Origin of the sequence: Exiguobacterium sp. AT1b (assembly GCF_000023045.1) — a bacterium.
Lineage (GTDB): Bacteria > Bacillota > Bacilli > Exiguobacteriales > Exiguobacteriaceae > Exiguobacterium.
The window spans coordinates 2,945,059-2,964,836 of record NC_012673.1 but is presented as its reverse complement, the minus strand read 5'-3'; the positions used below and the strand labels follow the sequence as shown (position 1 = coordinate 2,964,836).

Sequence of the window (19,778 nt, the reverse complement as noted above, 5' to 3'; positions counted from 1 at the left end):
CTCAACAAAATAGTATATCAATAAAACCTCTACGTCAACCGCTTCATGTCGCCATCCAACGGCTCGAAAGTTCCGTGATGACTTGCGTCGCAAAATTCTGGACCATCGTGTGCGCCTGATCGCTTGACATCGATCCAAGCGCGAGCGGCGGTACGAACAAAACCGGCAAATCAAATGCTTTGAAACGGACGTCTGACGCGATAAACAATACGTGAGAAAATCCGGATGAATTTGCTTTCGCCACCACATCCTGCGCCAACTTCACACCAGCTTCCACATCGGTGTAACTGATGGTCGGGCTGAGCATCGTTCGACCAGATAATTGACGTTCTGTCTCAGCCGTGACGGCATGAATCACTTCATAGCTTTCGGCTTTACGAACCATATCTTCACCAAACGCCAATTCTGCGAGCGGAACGATGAGCGTATCGACGTATTGTCGTTCGGCAATCGAGCGGAGTGCCCCTTGACTATCGAACCTCATCTTTTCCCTCCTCTCCTTCATATCTCATCATGTCTATTGTAGCGTACATGACTTCGCTCACCTTTCAAAGTTATGAACGAACTGTGAAATAATTGTGTATTCCTACGTAATTAATATACCAAAAAACAAGCGCCTACCGGAACGGAAGCGCTTGTTTTTTTCAAAATAATTTAGATGCTCGCACTTGATGAAGTTGAGTCGTCAGATTGCGGAATAAATTCTCGTCTCGTCGGTCGAGCGCCTTATCGATTTCAATCAGCAATCGCTCTTCTTCAAATTGAGCAACCGATGCTTGAATGACCGTTTGAGCAGAGGAAGAGACTTCGTCTCTCACTTCTGCCACTGGTTCAAACGGATTCTGTTCGACGATGTCGACCCAGTTCTCATCGATCATCATGCCTTGAAAATTTAACTCTACATAGATTGGCCCATCGTGTAGACGGATGTCATGATAAGCCTTCTCAGGATTCATGGTCACAAGGTCTCCCCGTCGGTATCGAAACGGTTCACCGTCAAACCCGTACGCTGTCATCACGAGACTTCGTGGTGAGACCGAAGCGTTTGTCACGAAATGAACGTTGCCAAGCTTTTCAGGATGTCTTAACCAATAGTCAAGAATCCACTTTGCTTCACGTTTCCGAAGCGTATGATGAGCGACGAATCGCTTCAAAAAATTACGTTTCCGCTCGACCATCTGACCTCATTCCCTTCCCTTATTCATTCTACGTCATCAGACAATTGTTCGAGCTGTTCTTCGAGCAATTGGCGATCTTCGAGATCGACCACCAATGCAAGCGATTGCTCGACCACACGTCGCGCATCTTGTCTACGACCTTCCTCTATCAACAGTGTAGCCCATTCCGTCACAAATGACACGTCCTCTTTCATCATCGGCTCAATTGAGGCATACAGACTGACCGCTTCCTCATACGCTTCGAGCTCATATTTCGCCTTCGCCTTGTACCATGTCATGAGCGGCGACGTCGTATGATCTTCGAGTGCATCGATGGTTTCGAGAACATCATCGAATTCTCCTGCTTCAAATAAAATCGACAAGAGCAATTCGGTCGCTTGTAACGACTCTGGATTTAACACGAGCGCCTCACGCAGTTCTTTAATGGCACCGTCCCGATTTCCGAGTTTGAGAAGCAGCCTTGCTTTGACGTGTCGCAGTTCATCATTATAATCGTCGCGCGTGATGCCTTGATCGACGATCTCGATGGCCTCTTCCGTTTGCCCGATTGCATCAAGTGCCTCGGTATAAGGCAAGTAGAGCGACGTGAAGTCAGGGTCCATCGCCTGAAGCTCTTTGAACTGCTTGATCGCCACTTCCTCACGTCCGATCCGATGAGCCGTCATCGCATGACCGAAGACGGTGTTCAAATCGCGATGTGTGGCCCGCTCGTATTCTTCGAGCGCCTCTTCAAACGACCCGACCATCGTGAGGGCCTCCGCGTAATCCGCTTGATAGTCGATTTCAGCCGGCAACTTCATCTTCGGAAGTCGCGCATAGAGTGGAATGGCTTGTTCAAATGAACCGGTCGAGGCATACAATTCAGCCAATCCATAAATGAGTAAAGGTTCATCCGGATTCTTTTCGAGCGCCTCCATCAGTTTCTTCACTGCCACTTCATCCAACCCTTGCGATTGATACAGGTCAGCGAGGAGGACGAGGCTCCTCACTTGCGTATCTGCGTCATCCGATTTGATTTTTTCAAGCACGGCAATCGCTTCCTCTTCACGGTCACTATCCAAATACGCTTCCGCCAAGGATAAGGCGACATTCGGGTCTCCCTCATAGTCGACGTATAGTTTTGAGAGAACGGCTGTCGCTCGGTCGGCAAGACCTAACTCTAAATAGAGGTCAGCGATAGCTAAACGGTCATCATCTGACCCTTCCTTCTCAAGTTCTTCTAAATGCATGAGTGCATGTTCCGTCTCACCTGACTCAAGCATCTCGATTATATGTGTTAAAGCTGATTCATCTAGCATGGTTCGTCCTCCTGGGCTTCGGTTTATCGTTATTCTATCTTACGTTGAACCCGTTGTAAATCTTCACGGAATCGAGGATAGCTGACATCGGATGCCTCGATCCCCTCGATGTGAACGGCTTCATCGGTCACGAGTGACGCAACCTGTAACATCATGGACAAGCGATGGTCTCCGTAAGTCGAGACATCCCCTCCGTGAAGGCGACTCGGCTGGACGATGAATCCGTCCTCGGTGCCGACGATGTCCACACCTAATTTGCGTAGTTCTGAGACGACTACGTCAATCCGGTCGGTTTCTTTCACGCGCAGTTCCGCTGCATCTTTTACGATGGACGGTGAATTCGCCTGAGAGGCGACGAGAGCGAACAGGGGTAATTCATCAATCTGTGAAGGAATGAAATCCTTTTCGACGACCGTGCCGGATAACTCACTCGTCGTGACCGTGACGTCCCCGACTCGTTCTTCACCGACCGATCGTTCGTTCGAAATGACGACATTCGCGCCCATCCGTTCGAGCGTACGTAAAAATCCGATCCGCGTCTCATTCAAACAGACGTCCGTCGTCGTAACCGAACTATTTGCCACCATGGCCGCCCCTGCCCAGAAAAATGCAGCCGATGACGGGTCTGCCGGTACGTCGACCGTACATCCAGTCAATGTCGAGGGTTCGACACGGATGACGCGTAACCCTTCTTCGTTTACAATCGACAGCTTCGCACCGAATAGGGGCAACATGCGCTCGGTATGGTCTCGTGACAACATCGGTTCTCGAACAACCGTCGTACCCGAGGCACGTAAGCCGGCGAGTAGGACGGCCGACTTCACTTGGGCGCTCGCGACCGGTAACGTATAGTCAATCGATTGAAGCGTCGTCCCTTCGATGACGAGAGGCGCCATATCCCCGGTCACATGTGCACCCATGTTTCGTAAAGGCTCGGTAACGCGGCGCATCGGACGTCTAGATAACGATTCATCGCCTACGAGCTCAAACGACCCGTTATAGCCGGACAAAAGGCCGATCAGTAGACGCATCGTCGTACCTGAATTCCCACAGTCAAGCCGCGCCGAGCGCGGAGACTCGATGCCCTTAATGATCAGTTCGTCTTGCTGTTCTGTCACATCGGCTCCAAGTGATCGAATCGCCTCGATTGTCGATCGACAATCGGCACCGAGGAGCGGATTCCGCACGTGCGTCGTCCCGTTCGCCATCATCCCGAATAATAATGCCCGATGTGTGATGGATTTATCACTCGGTACACGGATAGAACCGTTTAAACTCATCGTTCCCACCATCCTTTCATCTGTTCAAACGTCTGTTGAAGATGTTCGAGCTGTACCGACTCAACGGTGATCGTTTCACGAAGTAACACAAAACGAATTGCACCGTGACGGTTCTTTTTATCCCGAATCATTTTTTCCACGTAGCGGTCGAATGGTTGCCAATCGATTGGCGTGACGTCATTTGAACGCATCCAATCGAACAACCGCATCGCTCGAACTTCATCTCCAGACACGAGAAAAGCGAACACCATCCCATGTAAAACCGCTTCTCCATGTGGGATCCGATAGGCTTCCACCGACTCAAGGGCATGACCGAACGTATGCCCAAAGTTGAGCCAAGCACGAATGCCCTGTTCTCGCTCGTCCGTCTCGACGATGGCTTGTTTCACTCGAATCCCACGAGCAAGCCACGACACCCAATCCAATGGTTCGTTCTCGTTCAAGTCTAAAAACAAGTCGTCCTCGAAAGAGGATTCGAGGACGTAACGTGATAAGTACGCATGTTTCAATAACTCACCGAGACCGCTTCGCACTTCCTGTACGGACAAGGTGTTCAGTCGAGTGACGTTGTAATAAACGCCTGATGGCTGATAGAACGAACCAATCGCATTTTTCGCAAGGGGGTGATTGACTGCCACTTTGCCTCCGACAGCCGAATCGTGAGCCAAAATCGTCGTCGGCACTTGTATGTATGGAACGCCTCGCATGTAGACACTTGCTAAAAAGCCAGCCAAGTCGCCAATCATCCCACCACCAAAGGCGACAATCAACGTCTCGCGGTCACATCCATGGCGCAACCCTTCTGCGACAAGCTGCTCGAGCTGAGATAGCGATTTCGACGCATCACCCGCTTCGACGACGGACGAGACGACGTGAGGATGGGTCAGTTTCAACGTAGAACGGAACGACTCTCCATAAAGAGACTCGACATGTTTATCCGTAACGACCCATAGCATCGAATACCTTGACCAATCAACCGAATCGATCCAACGATCCTGATTGTCCAAGACGACGTCGTATGGGGTCGATGCTGAGATTGGAATCGTTACCATACTCGTAACTCCTCCCGATACTCATCGACCCGATGTTTGATTCGTTCCATCGTGTCGTGCCCGAACGTCTCACACATTTCCTTCGCGATTTCAAATGCGATGACTGCCTCAACGACGAGGGAAGCGGCAGGCACGGCGCACGAGTCACTCCGCTCGATTTGAGCCAAAAATGCCTCTTTCGTATCAATATCGACCGATTGTAAGGGTTTATAGAGGGTCGGAATGGGCTTCATGACGGCTGAACAAAGGATCGGCATCCCCGTTGTCATGCCCCCTTCAAATCCACCGAGATGGTTACTGAGTCGCGTATATCCATTATCCCCGTATGCGATCGGGTCCATCACTTCAGAACCCGGACGATACGCCATTTCGAACCCTTCACCGAATTCAACACCTTTAAATGCGTTGACACTCATGACCGCTTGTGCGATTTTCGCATCCAGTTTACGGTCGTACTGCACATACGAGCCAAGTCCCGGTACAACACCATGTACTTCTGTACACACGATCCCACCGATCGAGTCTCCATTTGCCTTGGCCTCATCGATGCGACGCATCATCCGCAACGCGGCCGCTTCATCTAACGTACGAACCGGTGACGCATCGACGACCGCTTGGGCTTCTTGAAGTGAATCGAATGTACGCGACTCCGCCCGTTCCCCACCAATCACTTTGACATAACTAAAGAGGGACACCCCGACTTGTTGAAGGAGCTGCTTACAGAAAGCCCCGACCGCGACACGAGCCGCTGTTTCCCTAGCGCTCGAACGCTCCAACACGTCACGTAAGTCTCGATGGTCATACTTCATCCCACCGACCAGGTCAGCATGTCCAGGTCTCGGCCGAGAGACGCGGCGTTTCACTTCGATGTCGCTTTCAATCGGTTCCGCCTGCATGACGTGTTTCCAATGCGTATGGTCTTTATTCTCAATCCAAAAAGTGATGGGTGCACCTGTGGTCACACCATGCCGTATTCCCGAACGAACTTCTACTTGGTCTGACTCGATTTGCATGCGGCGCCCTCTACCGTAACCAGATTGACGTTTTTTTAACTCCGCATTGATTTGCGAAATATCGATCGCGAGTCCGGCTGGGGCCCCTTCAATGATGACCGTCAGACCGGGACCATGTGATTCACCAGCTGTCAAATAACGCATCCGATCACCTCATCCATCTATTTTTTCATAAAAGAAACTTTGCTTCATTGCGTAGCCATAACGCTTCGGTTGGAAAATTTGTTCCGTTCCACCGACAAATAGCATCCCACCTGGACGTAACGCCCGTTGGAATGACGTATATACCTTCTCTTTCGCTTCTTCAGTGAAGTAGATCAAGACATTTCGACAGACGATCAAATCAAAGTTACGTTCGTACACATCCGCTAACAAGTTATGCTTCTTAAATGTCACGAGTTGCTTGATCTCATCTGAAATATAATAGTCGTCGCCACGACGGGTAAAGTAGCGCTTCTGAAACTCCTCCGGCAAATCGATGAGCGCCCGCTCATGGTACTTTCCTTGCTTCGCTTTTTCGATGACGACATCATCTAAGTCCGTGGCCATGATTGAAAATTGAGATGGGGCCAGATGTTTCGACAACAACATGGCAAGTGAGTATGGCTCTTCTCCTGTTGAACAGGCAGCACTCCATACGCGAAGCTTCCCTTGACTCGAGCGAATCAGATGCGGGAGGATGTCCTCTTCAAGCTGTTGCCAACGAATCGGGTTGCGATAAAATTCACTCACATTGATTGTCATCCGGTCGAGAAACTCCTCGTAAAGTTGACGATCTGTATCCATCGCCTTCAAATACTCCAAAAACGATGCATACCCCTTCTTTTCGCGTAGTGCGACCATACGGCGCTTCATCTGCGCCTCTTTATATAAGTTCAAGTCAATACCCGACTTGATATAAAACTTTTTTACAAAGATGGCATAATCATTCATCACCAATTTCAACCTCAATTCTTTCTCATTTCCGCATTCTTCTGATCTCAGGCAACTCAAAGGGAATCAAAAAGGGACAGGTTTCCCCGTCCCTCGAAAAGTCATGAAACGTGTGAAGCCACTTCAGCGAACCAAAGTGAGAGTTCACGTTCCGCGCTGTCCACACTATCAGAACCATGAATCACGTTTTGTGACATCGTCGATGCAAAATCGCCGCGAATCGTTCCTGGTTGAGCATCCACTGGCTTCGTCTTCCCGATCATTAAACGAGAGACGGCCACGATGTCTTCCCCTTCCCATTCCATCGCAACGACAGGACCAGAAGTCAAAAACTCAACCAATTCACCAAAGAACGGCTTTTCTTTATGCTCTGCGTAGTGTGCCTCTGCGACCTCAACTGACGGTGTCACCATTTCGAGACGGTTCAACGTATATCCTTTGTTTTCGAAGCGTGAGATGATTTCCCCAATCAATCCACGTTTTACCCCATCAGGTTTAACCATTAAAAATGTCTTTTCCATTCCCCAAATCCCCCTAGGTCTATAAATGTGTACGATGTACGTATTTAGTGTACACGGTCCGACACATTTTTGAAAGGGGTTACATGGGCATTTACCATTTGCGTTTCCCAATATATTGCGCAATTTCAATTAACGATCGCTTGTCTGGAACATCCGGCAACCCGTCTAGTCGGCGGATGGCACGATTGACGTAACGATCGATCGTCCGTTGACTGCGTTCTAACGTTCCGTTTCGTTGCACTTCCCGGACGAGAGATTTCGTCACTTCCGCATCCGTCGAGGCGTTCACTTGACGGAGACGTTCATAAAAGTCAGGGTCCTCAGATGAATACAGGAGCGGTAACGTTTTATGACCGTGCTTCAAATCTTCCCCGACCGGCTTACCGAGTTGAAAACTCTTAGCGGTAAAATCGAGCAAGTCATCCGTCATTTGAAAAGCCATGCCGATGTCATATCCAAACAGGCTTAATTGCTTCACGGTTTGTGGAGACGCTCCAGAGATGACAGCTCCAGCCGCACAACTCGTTTCAATCAACAGAGCGGTCTTTCGCGCAATCCGATCTAAATAGCGCTTCGGTGATTGCCCCCACTCATATTGATCTTGAATTTGATTGATTTCACCGACACAGATTCGTTCCATCGTATCTGCCATGATGCGCATCACTTCTGGTGAATCAATTTCGGATACGAGACGAATCGCTTCTCCGAATAACGTATTCCCTGTATACATCGCTACTGTTTCATCATATCGTTCCATCACGGTCGGTTTGCCACGACGGAGCATCGCGTCGTCGATGACATCGTCATGCACGAGTGATGCCATATGAATCAACTCAAGACTTGAGGCAACTTTCGTCAAACGGATATCTTTCGTCTCACCGAACCCGGCGCTCAGTAAGACGAAGGCGGGTCGGATGCGCTTGCCACCGGCATCGAGTAATTGGCGCGATGCCGATTCAATGACAGGGTGGTCCGTCCTGACTCGAGTAGATAAGAATTGATCGATTTGATCAATCTCTCGGTTCATATGACGATAAAGTCGCTTCAAAGACATGGTTCACCACTTCTTTCCTAGATGCATGGCACATGCACCTCCGGAGAATGTCTTCACTTCGACTTGTTCAAACCCGGCATCTTCGAACATCCGCTTGAGCGTCAAACGGTCTGGGAACTGATCGGTCGACTCCTGCAACCACTTATATTGGTCGTATGAACCGGCAAATACCTTACCGAAAAGCGGCATGACCGTTCCAAAGTAAAAACGATACAACTCTTTAAAGAGCGGTGCTGTCGGTTGGCTCGTTTCAAGACAAACGACCGTTCCACCCGGTTTCAAGACGCGGTGCATTTCACGCAAAACCGTCATGTAGTCTGGAACGTTTCGGAGTCCAAACCCGATTGTGACATAGTCAAAGGAGTTGTCACCAAACGGAAGAGCCATCGCATTTCCATGCAGCAATTCGATGTTCGGCCAAGATTTGACCTTTTCCTCTCCCACTTTTAGCATGTTCTCTGAAAAATCGAGTCCTTTCACAACACCCGTGTTTCCAGCAGCATCTGCCAATTGAATCGTCCAGTCAGCCGTCCCGCAACAAACGTCTAAACATTTAGCCCCCGGAAAGACGTTCATTTTTTTCATCGTTGTCCGTCGCCACCATTTATGAAGTCGGAAGCTGATAATCGAGTTCATCGTATCGTAGCTCGGAGAAATGGACTGAAATACTTCGTATACTTTTTGCTCTTTTTCTATCGGTTGCAACGCGTAACATCCTTTCCGTTCTAAGCGACCGCATGCGCGAGCAACGTCGTAAGTTGCTCTTTTTGGTCTTGTCTAAGCGCTGTCGCTTTCTTTTCAATCATTCGTTTCCCGCTCGTTGTCAAATAAGGTTGTTCAATCAGTTCGGAAAGTGTTTGAATCAATCCGACGTTCGCTTCGAGCCAAACGTTCATTGAAACGTTCTTCTCAAGCAATAAGGTGCACTTCGCCGCATTGACCCGCTGTACAGACTGACCGAATCGATCACTGTATGATGATGGAAAGTCCGTCAAGATTTTATAAAACTGAGCCGATGCAAAGTCTCCGGCGAGCACTTTTAATTGGCGTGCCAAAGACCCGTTCGGGCTGCTGTTCACTTGGTCGTGTAAATCAAGCGCTTGATGTGCGAAATAGGTTGCCATCACGAGTTGTCGATGCTCAATCGATTCCAAATCAATCATCTCGACCATCCAACGAAGCAATAACATGTCGACGGCTGGTACAACCTCGTGTTTCGTCAAATAGGGATGATTCATACGTGTTTCGATTTGACGAGCAAGGTCTGTGACAACGAATTCATTTGTCAACTGTTCCATGCTATCCCCCCTCGTCCACTTCATTGTCATTCTGACATAGTATAGCACATTTTTGTCACATTCACGTCATTCGAACTCGCAAACCCAACAAAAAAGCCGCCTTTCGGCGACTTATGTATTGCAGATTACTTGACCGCATCCTTGAGCGCTTTACCTGCTTTAAATGCAGGAACTTTGCTCGCTGGGATTTCGATATCTTCTTTTGTACGTGGGTTACGACCTTTACGGGCAGCACGCTCACGAACTTCAAAAGTACCAAAACCGATCAATTGAATTTTCTCACCGTTTTGGAGTGCTTCAGTGATTGATTCAAACGTAGCTTCTACGATTTTCGTTGCTTCTTTTTTAGAAACATCGGCTTTCTCAGTAACAGCTTGGATCAATTCAGTTTTGTTCATCACGATTCACCTCCTCTCACAGGGAGTTTACGGGATTAATCATATCGTACAAACGTTGATATGACAACATTTTTTGCATGATTTCGCGACATTCACTATCAAAACAGGTTCAGTTGTTTAAAAACACGACCTCTCCTTGTTCATCAATTGTGTATCCTTGCGAATAAGCTGGGGCGAATGGAGCATCTTTATAGAGCAAATAACGAATGTCTTCGCCTATTTCCGGCGACTCATCCGTCTTTTGAAGCGCTTCCTTCACATCTTCTCTATAGTCTACAAACAGTTGTCCCGTGCCATCCACATAGATTGGAAGTTCACGGTCCGAATAAGGACTTGGAATGAACGGCTCTTCCGTGACAAAGATTTTATCATAATCGAGCGTGAACTGATTCTTACCTAATGATCCGTCAAATGGGAACTTGCCTTCTTTTGCCCGAAACGCGTTGATGTTCGTTTGAAGTTGCTGCAACCGCTCAGACACACGCAAGTCAATCAACTTCACAGTCGGTTCCGTCTCCACATCGACGAGGATATATTGGAACAACCCGCCACCTTCGAAACTATTCGCCGGTGGGTCCGCTAAATAACCGGGCACGAGACGAGCGAATTCAACTGGGTAACGCTCCATGAGAGGCGTTTCCGCCGGTTTTGTTTTGATTGGTAATACCCCAGATTGCTCACGATAGGCATCGACCGCACTTTGTACCGTATTCAATTGATCTTCATACGGGATATTGTTGGCCCGTTCTGAATCAGGAAACATACATCCAGCTAACAGTGTCGTCAAAATCAAACTGATAGCGACAATCTTTTTTTTCATCACGTTTATCCTCCAGTCGGTCCTGAGACGACGACAAAAATCATGATAACAGTCCCAAATAAGAAAATGATGAAGGCAATCAGTCTGACGAGCGTGGCGAACCAACCGCTCAGTTTCGTATGACTGAGTGCGACCATTAATGCAGCGATGGCGAAAGCCCCGATCCCTGCGAATGATATCCACATTTTAATGAGTGACGGTGTCACATCTATCCCCCTACTTTCTCTATGTTCTCCAGAATTCAAGTTTAGCAAAAAAAAGCGAGGAACTGAACGAAAACGTCAGCTCCTCTCTCAATCTGTCTATTCTTCAAAATGGAAAACTTGTTCCATCTCGTGTTTTTGCGGGCGTCTCATTAATTTCTTCACTTCATCATGAGGACTCTTCCCTTCAAACAACACGTTATAGAGCGCCTCTGTGATCGGCATCTCCACACCCGCCTCTTTCGCAAGGGAGTGGGCCGCTTCACAGGCGCGGACGCCCTCGACGACCATTCCCATGTTCCCGAGAACGTCTTCTAACTTTTCACCACGCCCGATGGCGTTACCGGCTCGCCAGTTACGGCTATGTTGTGACGTCGCTGTCACAATCAAGTCTCCGATTCCTGTCAATCCTGAGAACGAGGCCGGGTTCGCTCCAAGCTTCACGCCAAGTCGCGCAATTTCTACAATCCCACGAGTCATGAGGGCAGCTTTCGCATTGTCCCCATAACCGAGTCCATCCGTCATACCTGCCGCTAGAGCAATGATATTTTTCAATGCTCCGCCGTACTCGGCCCCAACGACGTCAGAATTCAAGTACACACGGAACTGATCGTTTGTGAGGAGCTCCTGCACTTCATCCGCGACATCAAGGTCAGCACATGCGATCGTGATGGTCGTCGGTTTCCGGACCGCAACCTCTTCAGCATGAGTCGGTCCTGTCAATACACCGATTGCCCGACGTTTAGCCGGTTCGATTTCTTCGGCGATGATTTCTGAAAGACGCTCATGCGTTTTCGGTTCGATCCCCTTCGCGGCATGAACGATGGTGACAGGTTCCGTCAACAATGTGTTCAATTCCTTCGAGACAGGACGAATCGCCGAACTCGGGACGACGAGAAAGACGATACTTCGACCGTCTAACGCCTCTTTCAAGTTCGTCGTCGCACGAATGGATTCAGGTAATGGCGCGTCTTTCAAATAAAACGAGTTCGTATGTGACGAGTTGATTTCATCCACATGTTCTTGTTCACGTCCATAGAGCAGGACATCATGGCCATTATCTGCTAACACGAGCGAGATGGCCGTTCCCCAGCTCCCTGCTCCGATGACAGCTACGTTTGCCATAAGTGGCACCCCCGTTATTAGTTTTTCTGACGAGCCACGATGTGAATCGGTGTCCCGGTGAAGTCAAATGCTTTACGGATTTGATTCTCTAAATAACGTTTATACGAAAAATGCAACAACTCAGGATCGTTGACGAACAAGACGAACGTCGGCGGCTCGATGGCCACTTGAGTTGCGTAGTTAATCTTCAATCGTTGTCCTTTATCCGTCGGTGTCGGGTTCATCGCAACCGCATCGACGATGACATCGTTCAACACGCTCGTCGAGATTCGACGGCGATGTGTTTCAGCCACTTGTTTGATGACAGGCAACAATGTCTGCAAGCGTTTTGACGTGAGCGCTGATAAGAAGACAACCGGCGCATAGTCGAGGAATAAGAATTCTTGACGAATCTTCTCTTCCATCTTCTTCATCGTCTTATCATCTTTTTCGACGGCATCCCATTTATTGACGACGATGACAATCGCCTTCCCGGCTTCATGCGCGAGACCAGCGACACGCTTGTCTTGCTCGATGATTCCTTCTTCCCCATCGAGGACGACGAGAACCACGTTCGAGCGTTCAATCGCCTTTTGTGCGCGCATGACACTGTAGCGCTCTGTCGATTCATATACTTTTCCGCGTTTACGCATACCTGCCGTATCGATGATGACATACTCTTGTCCGTCACGTGTGAACGGTGTATCAATCGCATCACGAGTCGTACCCGCAATGTTTGAAACGATGACGCGCTCTTCACCAAGGATTGAGTTCGTCAAGCTTGATTTCCCGACGTTCGGGCGACCAATCAACGAGAACTGAATCACGTCTTCGTTGTATTCGTACTCGTCTTTTTCTGGAGCGAGTTCAAATACTTGGTCGAGTAAGTCACCGAGTCCTAACCCGTGTGTACCCGAGATCGGGAACGGATCTCCAAATCCGAGAGAATAAAACTCATACATGAGATCTCGCATTTCAAAGTTATCGACTTTGTTGACGGCAAGGACGATCGGTTTGTTCGAACGGAACAACAAGTTCGCGACTTCTTCATCAGCCGCCGTGATCCCTTCACGTCCATTCACCATGAAGATGATGACGTCCGCTTCATCGATTGCGAGTTCCGCCTGATGACGCATTTGAACGAGCAACGGCTCGTCCCCTACTTCGATCCCACCTGTATCGATTAAATGGAACTTACGGTTGAGCCACTCTCCTGTGCCGTAAATACGGTCACGTGTGACACCCGGTTTATCATCGACGATCGAGACACGATCACCGATGATACGGTTAAAAATTGTGGATTTTCCGATATTCGGACGGCCAACGATGGCCACTACTGGAATTCCCATAACAACACCTCACTAACTTTCTATCAAAATTTCATCATTTCATCATTTCGAAACGCAACTTACCTATCATATCACAGGCAAAATTAAGTGACCATACAAAAAGAAGCGGGAGCATGACTCCCGCTTGAACGATCATCTTATTTAGAGTCGTCCGAAGAATCATCACCTGTCAATTCCGAGACAGAGAATCCTCCTTGGTCGCTATATTCATCAAGCAACGCTTGATCATCATCTTGACGAGTCGGTTCAGATGATTCGAGCGCACGCATCGACAATGAGATTTTCTTATCATCGAGATGAACATCTAGCACTTTCACCTTCACTTCTTGGCCTTCTGACAAGACTTCAGACGGCGTCGCGATGTGACGGTTCGCAATTTGCGAGATGTGAAGCAAACCTTCCACTTGTGGTGCGACTTCGACGAACGCACCAAACGTCACGAGGCGTTTGACGGTTCCTTCGATGACATCCCCCGGTTGGATCTTCCCTTCGATGGTTTCCCATGGACCAGGTTGTGTCTCCTTGATGGAAAGTTTTACTTTTTCATTATCTAAGTCGAGCCCGAGTACTTTCACTTTGACGCGGTCGCCTTCAGTTACGACATCGCTCGGCTTCTCGACACGGCTATGGGCCATTTCCGAGATGTGAACGAGACCGTCCACGCCACCGATATCGACGAACGCACCGAAATCAGTCAATCGTTGGACCGTTCCTTCGATTACTTGTCCGACTTCAAGCGATTCGAGCGTCTCCGATTTCTTCGCGCTCATCTCTTCTTCGACAACTGCTTTATGTGACAAGATGACGCGATTTTTTTCGCGGTCAATCTCGACGACTTTTACGGTAATTGGGTTATTCAAGTATGACGAGAAGTCTTCGACGAAGTGACTTTCGACAAGGGATGCAGGGATAAATCCACGGATTCCAATATCGACGACAAGACCACCTTTGACCTTATCTTTCACCATCACTTCAAACACTTCGCCCGATTCGAATTTTTCAACGATGCGATCCCATGCTGCTTCGGCATCGACGTCTTTTTTCGAAACGACTACTTCTTCGTCCGTGACCTTTTTCACTTTGACACGAATCTCGTCGTTCACTTGGAGTGATTCGTTTAAATCGTCTAGATGCATGCTTGATACTTCGCTAATTGGCAAAATCGCTTCGGTCTTATAACCGATATCGATCAGCGCTTGCTTATCCTCGATTTTGACGACTGTTCCGGTCACAATTTGACCACGATTAATTTCAAAATCAGGCATATCTTTCATTTCTTCGACCATTCCAACACTACCCCCTCACGATGAGTACAAAAAGGAGCGCCAAAGGCGCTTACACCTAGTATAAATCTCTTATAATTCCGAGAATTTGTCAAGGCGTTATGAAGATTGTACCTCTATTGAAAGAAGTTTAAACCTCAATTCCACAATCCGTTTTTCACTTCGTGAATGAGTGCTTCAAGTAGAGGTCGGCAATCGTATCCATGATCAAGTCGGCCGCTTCTTGTGCACTCGCCTTGCGTGCTTTCAGTTCTGACAAGTCGATCGGCTTCCCGATGACGACACGGAGTTTCGCGCGAAACTTATACTTGCCAATGATGGCAATCGGTAAAATGTGCGCATCCGAACGCATCGCGAAGAATCCGACACCAGCTTGCGCTTTCCCAAGCGTACCGTCTTTTGAACGTGTTCCTTCAGGAAAAATAGAGATGACTTCATCCTCTTTCAACTTTTGAAGCACGACACGTAGTGCTTGTCGGTCACCTTCTCCACGAGATACTGGAATTTGACCCGCCCGATTCAAGATGTGCTTCAGTACCGGGACACTAAAAAGTTCTTTCTTCGCAAAAAAGCGAAGGGGACGCTGCTTTGGAATCGCACAGGCGAGTAATACCGGATCCCAATTCGACTGATGGTTCGAACAGACGAGAATCGACCCGTCCATCGGAACGTTCTCCCGTCCGATGAATTCGACCCGAAACGATGCTCGTTGAATGACGTTCACGACAGCTCTCGCTAATCGATACATGCCGAACGGTCCATTGTTCAATGGCTTACTCATGCTTTCACCTCTTCAATTAATCGTTCAATCGCTTGAACAACTCCGTCAATGGATAACGTCGTCGTATCGAGGAAATGGGCATCCTCTGCTTGACGTAAAGGTGCCACCTCACGTTCCGAATCGCGTTTGTCACGAAGCGCAATCTCTTCGATCAGTTGTTCATAGTCGCTCGGGATGCCTTTCGAGACATTTTCTTCATGGCGACGACGGGCACGTTCTTCGACCGAAGCGGTCATGAACACTTTTAAGTCGGCATTTGGCAAGACATGTGTCCCGATATCACGGCCGTCCATGACAACACCGCCTTTTTTAGCCAAATCACGTTGAAGGTCCATCAAGGCATCACGCACTTCAGGTTGACGTGCGACGAAACTGACGTTATTCGTCACTTCGCTTGAGCGAATGACAGATGTCACCTCTTCCTCTCCGTCAAAAACGCGTTGTCCCTCTTCAGACGGGACGAGACGAAGTGACATGTTCTCGATCATCTGAGCAAGTGCAGGTCCGTCCTCGAGTGCAATCCCTTCATTCAAGGCGCGATACGTCACGGCCCGATAGATTGCACCGGTATCGATGTACACATACCCTAATTGTTTCGCAAGCGACTTGGCAATCGTACTTTTCCCGGCACCCGCCGGTCCATCTAAAGCAATTTGTAATGATTTTTTCATACAAAACGGGTATCGAGTGTTCCCGATACCCTCCTCCTCTCGGTCAATAATCCCGAGAACATCATAACAGTTTTTTATCTTGAAGAAAATACAGACCCTGTCCGCTTTCGCGCTTCAAGCTGAACACGGAAGCAGTATCGCAAAATCGTCTCTTGGTCACGAGGGGTCAAATCTTCGAATGCCAAAGAGAGTTCTTGCTTCACTTCCTGCTTATGTACGCGAACAAGGCGGCTCTTTATACGGAAGAGCTGAGGTGAACCTTGCTCGTCTTCAATTCGAAATACGACAACCAAGGATTCATCCACTTCGACCGGGGCACGGTTCGCGATGATTTTCATCCCACCTGCCGAGACGTCGAGTGATGTCGTTTCAAACGATTCGAAACTTTCCCCATCGGCTGCAAGAACGGTCACGTCAATCATTTCTGGAACACGTAAATATTCACGACGCTGAATCCGCTTGATTTTCTTCTCGTCTGGCAAATTGAACGCATAACGTAATGTCATTTGGGCATCGCTGATCCGTTTCACGATTTTCGTGTCGAACGCGAACAGCTGATTGTCTCCTTGGAAGAAAAAGACCCGCATGGCCTCCTCTTCGTGTAAAAAAAACGTTTTAAGCGTCATCATGTCACTTGGTGACTCAATCCATACGACTTGATCGGTGATGGCCGCAATTTTCGTTTTCCCCTCTGCACGCCCTTCCACTTCGATTCTCAATTCTTGACCTTCTTTTAACATGCTGACTCTTCCCCTTTATTTAAATTGACGACGATTGGATAAGTTGGCCGCTCGCACGAGCAAAAGTGCCACGGTCCATAAAATGACGATATAAAGCACGGCAGGAAGCTTTTGATTCGGTTCGAGTATCAAAATAAAATCAAACGTTCCGTGGATGACGGTCGCGGAAAAGACCGCCATGAACAGCCAGAGCCGTTCGCGTGCCGAATGCTTCGCTCGCCCCAAACAGTACCCCATCACGACAGCGAACAAAGCGTGCCCGCTCACAGGCAGGATCGCTCGCCAAATCGCAATTTCTAATGAATCGTACACCCATAAGTATAAAAAATTCTCTAAAGTCGCAAAGCCTAATGAGCAGGCGACCGCATAGAGAATCCCGTCGTAGTAATCATCAAAGACTTTATGTATATATATTGTATAATAAATCATAAACCATTTAAAAAACTCTTCAAGCAAGGCAGTGGCGACATACGCCTGCCAAAACGGTCCAGTAAGCACTCCCTCTTCAACGAACGCATATTGGATAAACATGATCGGAAACACGAGAACGGCTCCGGCCACGAAAGAACGAATCACATATCCGAGCGGTTCTGCCTCTAACTCATGGCGCAGATAGAAGTAGGAAAGAAGGGCGAGCCCAGGTGCAACCGCAGACAAGGCGATTGCGATCATGATGCATCTCTCCTTTCTCTCCCTAGCATACACTGAATTGTCTGAAAGAAAAAGTAGAGAACGCCTAGAAAATGGAAATCTTCATAAAAATAATTAGGAGGACACTTATGAATCATTTATTACTGATCCACACCGGCGGTACCATCGCCATGTCACAATCCGGCACAGGCCACGTCGAACCGAGCGACGTCAATCCAATCGACGCCACCCTTCCGAAAGCGACGGATATTGCTCACATTACGACAAAACACTTTTCAAATATCCCGTCACCTCACATGACCCCAGAGAAAATGCTTGAATTGGCACAGTTCATCCAACGTGAACTGACACAAGACACGTATGACGGAGTCGTCATCACGCACGGTACCGATACATTAGAAGAGACGGCTTACTTCTTACAAATCACGCTCGGCGCTCCTGTCCCAATCGTGTTGACAGGTGCGATGCGCTCCTCGAACGAGGTCGGTTCGGACGGGGAATTTAATTTGATCACAGCGCTTCGCGTCGCCAAGAGCGAAGCGGCTCGTGGAAAAGGTGTGCTCGTCGTCTTCAACGGTGAGATCCATTCGGCATTCAACGTGACTAAAACGCACACATCTTCAGTCGACACATTCAAGTCTGTACACTTTGGTAACGTGGGTATGGTCACAAAGGACCACGTACTCATCTATAGCCAACCGGCGACGAGACAGCCGAAGATGATTTCGTCCATTTCAAAACGTGTAGCCGTATTGAAGGTCGTCGCGGGCATGGAACCGGATTTACTCGAATCTGTAATCACGCTTGGATACGACGGACTCGTCCTCGAGGTGTTAGGACAAGGGAATGTTCCGCCGTCCCTCTTATCCGCACTCGAACATTTAGTCAAAGAGATTCCCGTCGTAATCGTCAGCCGTTGCTTCAACGGAATCGTTCAAGATGTTTACGGTTACGATGGGGGTGGCAAACAACTGAAAGAGATGGGTGTCATTTTTTCAAACGGATTGAATTCACAAAAAGCTCGTTTACGACTTCTCGTTGAACTCGAGTCCGGCTCATCCCAGTCAGTCATGGAACATAGTTTTAGTTTCCAGCAATAACCTTGCGCAACTGCGCCCCCTTCCCTACAATGAGCAAAGAGGTGATATTCAGTGAACAAACAAGCGATTATTGTAGGTGCCGGGCCATGTGGCCTCTCGGCCGCCATCGAACTCGAGAAGATTGGAGTCTCTTGTACGGTGATTGAGCGTGGGAACATCGTCGACGCCATCTATCGGTACCCGACGCATCAAACGTTCTTCTCGTCTGCGAGCCTGCTCGAAATCGGAGACATTCCGTTCATATGTAAGGATTTGAAGCCACGTCGTCAAGATGCACTCGTCTATTATCGAGAAGTCGTCACACGTACTGGTTTAAACGTCCAATCATTCGAAACGGTCGAGTCGGTCGATAAAGAGAATGACCGATTCGTCGTGACATCGAGACATGAACGACGTGGTGAAACCGTTCGCGAAGCGGACTATGTGATATTGGCAACAGGCTATTATGGCCGCCCTCGTCTGCTTGACGTGCCTGGCGAAACGTTGCCGCACGTCCATCACTATTTCAACGAGGCACATCCTTATTATCGACAACACGTCACGATCATCGGTGGGAAAAACTCCGCTGTCGATGCGGCAATCGAACTCGAAAAGGCCGGTGCCTATGTGACGGTGCTCTATCGAGGGGATTCCTATAGCCCTTCCGTCAAACCATGGGTCCTCCCAAACTTCGATTCACTCGTCCGTCATGAGAAAGTTCGAATGGAGTTTGAGGCTACAATTGAACGCATCACCGATGATGGGGTTTACTACCGTCAACATGGCGAAGAGAAACATGTCTATGCAGATCATGTCTTCGCGATGACCGGTTATCAGCCTGACCACCACCTATTCGAAAGTGCAGGCATTGCGATCGATGAAGAGAGTGGTATCCCGACGTACGATGAAGAAACGTTTGAAACAAATGTCGAACACCTCTTCATTGCTGGCGTGGTCGCAGCCGGAAACGATGCGAACAAGATCTTCATTGAGAACGGTAGATTCCACGGCAAGGCGATTGCCGATGCGATTGCGAACCGCATTAACGTATAAAAAAGTTCGGTCAACTTGA

23 protein-coding genes are annotated in these 19,778 nt (G+C 48.6%); 2 read left to right on the top strand and 21 right to left on the bottom strand.

The window, feature by feature from the left end:
• Positions 1–43: 43 nt before the first annotated feature.
• From EAT1B_RS15320 to prsW, 21 genes are all read right to left on the bottom strand, one after another.
• Positions 44–484 (bottom strand): YpiF family protein, encoded by a 441-nt coding sequence (locus EAT1B_RS15320; RefSeq protein WP_015881476.1) that lies wholly within the window; start codon positions 482–484, stop codon positions 44–46.
• Between the two features lie 160 nt (positions 485–644).
• The gene (locus EAT1B_RS15315; protein WP_015881475.1) at positions 645–1,178 is read right to left on the bottom strand and encodes a ReoY family proteolytic degradation factor; all 534 of its coding nucleotides are present in this window, start codon (positions 1,176–1,178) and stop codon (positions 645–647) included.
• Positions 1,179–1,201: 23 nt separating this feature from the next.
• Complete coding sequence (locus EAT1B_RS15310; RefSeq protein ID WP_015881474.1) at positions 1,202–2,476, bottom strand: tetratricopeptide repeat protein; 1,275 nt, start codon at positions 2,474–2,476, stop codon at positions 1,202–1,204.
• A 29-nt stretch (positions 2,477–2,505) separates the two neighbouring features.
• Positions 2,506–3,756 (bottom strand): 3-phosphoshikimate 1-carboxyvinyltransferase, encoded by a 1,251-nt coding sequence (gene aroA / locus EAT1B_RS15305; protein WP_015881473.1) that lies wholly within the window; start codon positions 3,754–3,756, stop codon positions 2,506–2,508.
• Entirely contained in the window at positions 3,753–4,808 is a 1,056-nt protein-coding gene (locus tag EAT1B_RS15300) for a 3-dehydroquinate synthase family protein (RefSeq protein ID WP_015881472.1), read from the bottom strand. The genes aroA and EAT1B_RS15300 overlap by 4 nt, the downstream gene beginning before the upstream one ends.
• Positions 4,802–5,965, bottom strand: coding sequence for a chorismate synthase (aroC, locus tag EAT1B_RS15295; protein WP_015881471.1), 1,164 nt, complete (start codon positions 5,963–5,965; stop codon positions 4,802–4,804). Before aroC ends, EAT1B_RS15300 begins: the two co-directional genes overlap by 7 nt.
• Before the next feature lie 9 nt (positions 5,966–5,974).
• Positions 5,975–6,754, bottom strand: coding sequence for a protein-glutamate O-methyltransferase CheR (locus EAT1B_RS15290; RefSeq protein ID WP_015881470.1), 780 nt, complete (start codon positions 6,752–6,754; stop codon positions 5,975–5,977).
• Positions 6,755–6,855: 101 nt separating this feature from the next.
• Complete coding sequence (gene ndk, locus EAT1B_RS15285) at positions 6,856–7,275, bottom strand: nucleoside-diphosphate kinase (RefSeq protein ID WP_015881469.1); 420 nt, start codon at positions 7,273–7,275, stop codon at positions 6,856–6,858.
• Positions 7,276–7,366: 91 nt separating this feature from the next.
• Positions 7,367–8,329 (bottom strand): polyprenyl synthetase family protein, encoded by a 963-nt coding sequence (locus EAT1B_RS15280; protein ID WP_015881468.1) that lies wholly within the window; start codon positions 8,327–8,329, stop codon positions 7,367–7,369.
• Positions 8,330–8,332: 3 nt separating this feature from the next.
• Positions 8,333–9,034, bottom strand: a complete 702-nt coding sequence (locus tag EAT1B_RS15275) for a demethylmenaquinone methyltransferase (RefSeq protein WP_015881467.1) — start codon at positions 9,032–9,034, stop codon at positions 8,333–8,335.
• Between the two features lie 20 nt (positions 9,035–9,054).
• A complete protein-coding gene (locus EAT1B_RS15270) occupies positions 9,055–9,627 on the bottom strand; it encodes a heptaprenyl diphosphate synthase component 1 (protein WP_015881466.1) in 573 nt (190 codons plus the stop codon).
• 125 nt (positions 9,628–9,752) lie between these two features.
• Positions 9,753–10,025: an HU family DNA-binding protein gene (locus tag EAT1B_RS15265; RefSeq protein WP_015881465.1), complete on the bottom strand. Its 273-nt coding sequence runs from the start codon at positions 10,023–10,025 to the stop codon at positions 9,753–9,755.
• A gap of 109 nt (positions 10,026–10,134) precedes the next feature.
• Positions 10,135–10,845: a hypothetical protein gene (locus EAT1B_RS15260; RefSeq protein WP_015881464.1), complete on the bottom strand. Its 711-nt coding sequence runs from the start codon at positions 10,843–10,845 to the stop codon at positions 10,135–10,137.
• A gap of 5 nt (positions 10,846–10,850) precedes the next feature.
• Positions 10,851–11,051: a DUF2768 domain-containing protein gene (locus EAT1B_RS15255; protein ID WP_015881463.1), complete on the bottom strand. Its 201-nt coding sequence runs from the start codon at positions 11,049–11,051 to the stop codon at positions 10,851–10,853.
• Between the two features lie 96 nt (positions 11,052–11,147).
• Complete coding sequence (locus tag EAT1B_RS15250; protein ID WP_015881462.1) at positions 11,148–12,173, bottom strand: NAD(P)H-dependent glycerol-3-phosphate dehydrogenase; 1,026 nt, start codon at positions 12,171–12,173, stop codon at positions 11,148–11,150.
• A gap of 17 nt (positions 12,174–12,190) precedes the next feature.
• Positions 12,191–13,501 (bottom strand): ribosome biogenesis GTPase Der, encoded by a 1,311-nt coding sequence (gene der, locus EAT1B_RS15245; protein WP_015881461.1) that lies wholly within the window; start codon positions 13,499–13,501, stop codon positions 12,191–12,193.
• Between the two features lie 137 nt (positions 13,502–13,638).
• Positions 13,639–14,787 carry a 30S ribosomal protein S1 gene (gene rpsA, locus EAT1B_RS15240; protein ID WP_015881460.1) on the bottom strand — a complete coding sequence of 383 codons (1,149 nt, stop codon included), beginning with the start codon at positions 14,785–14,787 and terminating at the stop codon, positions 13,639–13,641.
• 154 nt (positions 14,788–14,941) lie between these two features.
• Entirely contained in the window at positions 14,942–15,565 is a 624-nt protein-coding gene (locus EAT1B_RS15235) for a 1-acyl-sn-glycerol-3-phosphate acyltransferase (RefSeq protein WP_015881459.1), read from the bottom strand.
• Complete coding sequence (gene cmk / locus EAT1B_RS15230; protein WP_015881458.1) at positions 15,562–16,236, bottom strand: (d)CMP kinase; 675 nt, start codon at positions 16,234–16,236, stop codon at positions 15,562–15,564. Before cmk ends, EAT1B_RS15235 begins: the two co-directional genes overlap by 4 nt.
• A gap of 74 nt (positions 16,237–16,310) precedes the next feature.
• Complete coding sequence (locus tag EAT1B_RS15225) at positions 16,311–16,976, bottom strand: flagellar brake protein (protein WP_015881457.1); 666 nt, start codon at positions 16,974–16,976, stop codon at positions 16,311–16,313.
• A 15-nt stretch (positions 16,977–16,991) separates the two neighbouring features.
• Positions 16,992–17,648: a glutamic-type intramembrane protease PrsW gene (prsW, locus tag EAT1B_RS15220; protein ID WP_015881456.1), complete on the bottom strand. Its 657-nt coding sequence runs from the start codon at positions 17,646–17,648 to the stop codon at positions 16,992–16,994.
• A 107-nt stretch (positions 17,649–17,755) separates the two neighbouring features.
• On the opposite strand from prsW, the gene EAT1B_RS15215 reads away from it, so the two are divergent.
• Complete coding sequence (locus EAT1B_RS15215) at positions 17,756–18,727, top strand: asparaginase (RefSeq protein WP_015881455.1); 972 nt, start codon at positions 17,756–17,758, stop codon at positions 18,725–18,727.
• 51 nt (positions 18,728–18,778) lie between these two features.
• A complete protein-coding gene (locus EAT1B_RS15210) occupies positions 18,779–19,759 on the top strand; it encodes a YpdA family putative bacillithiol disulfide reductase (protein WP_015881454.1) in 981 nt (326 codons plus the stop codon).
• Positions 19,760–19,778: the final 19 nt, after the last annotated feature.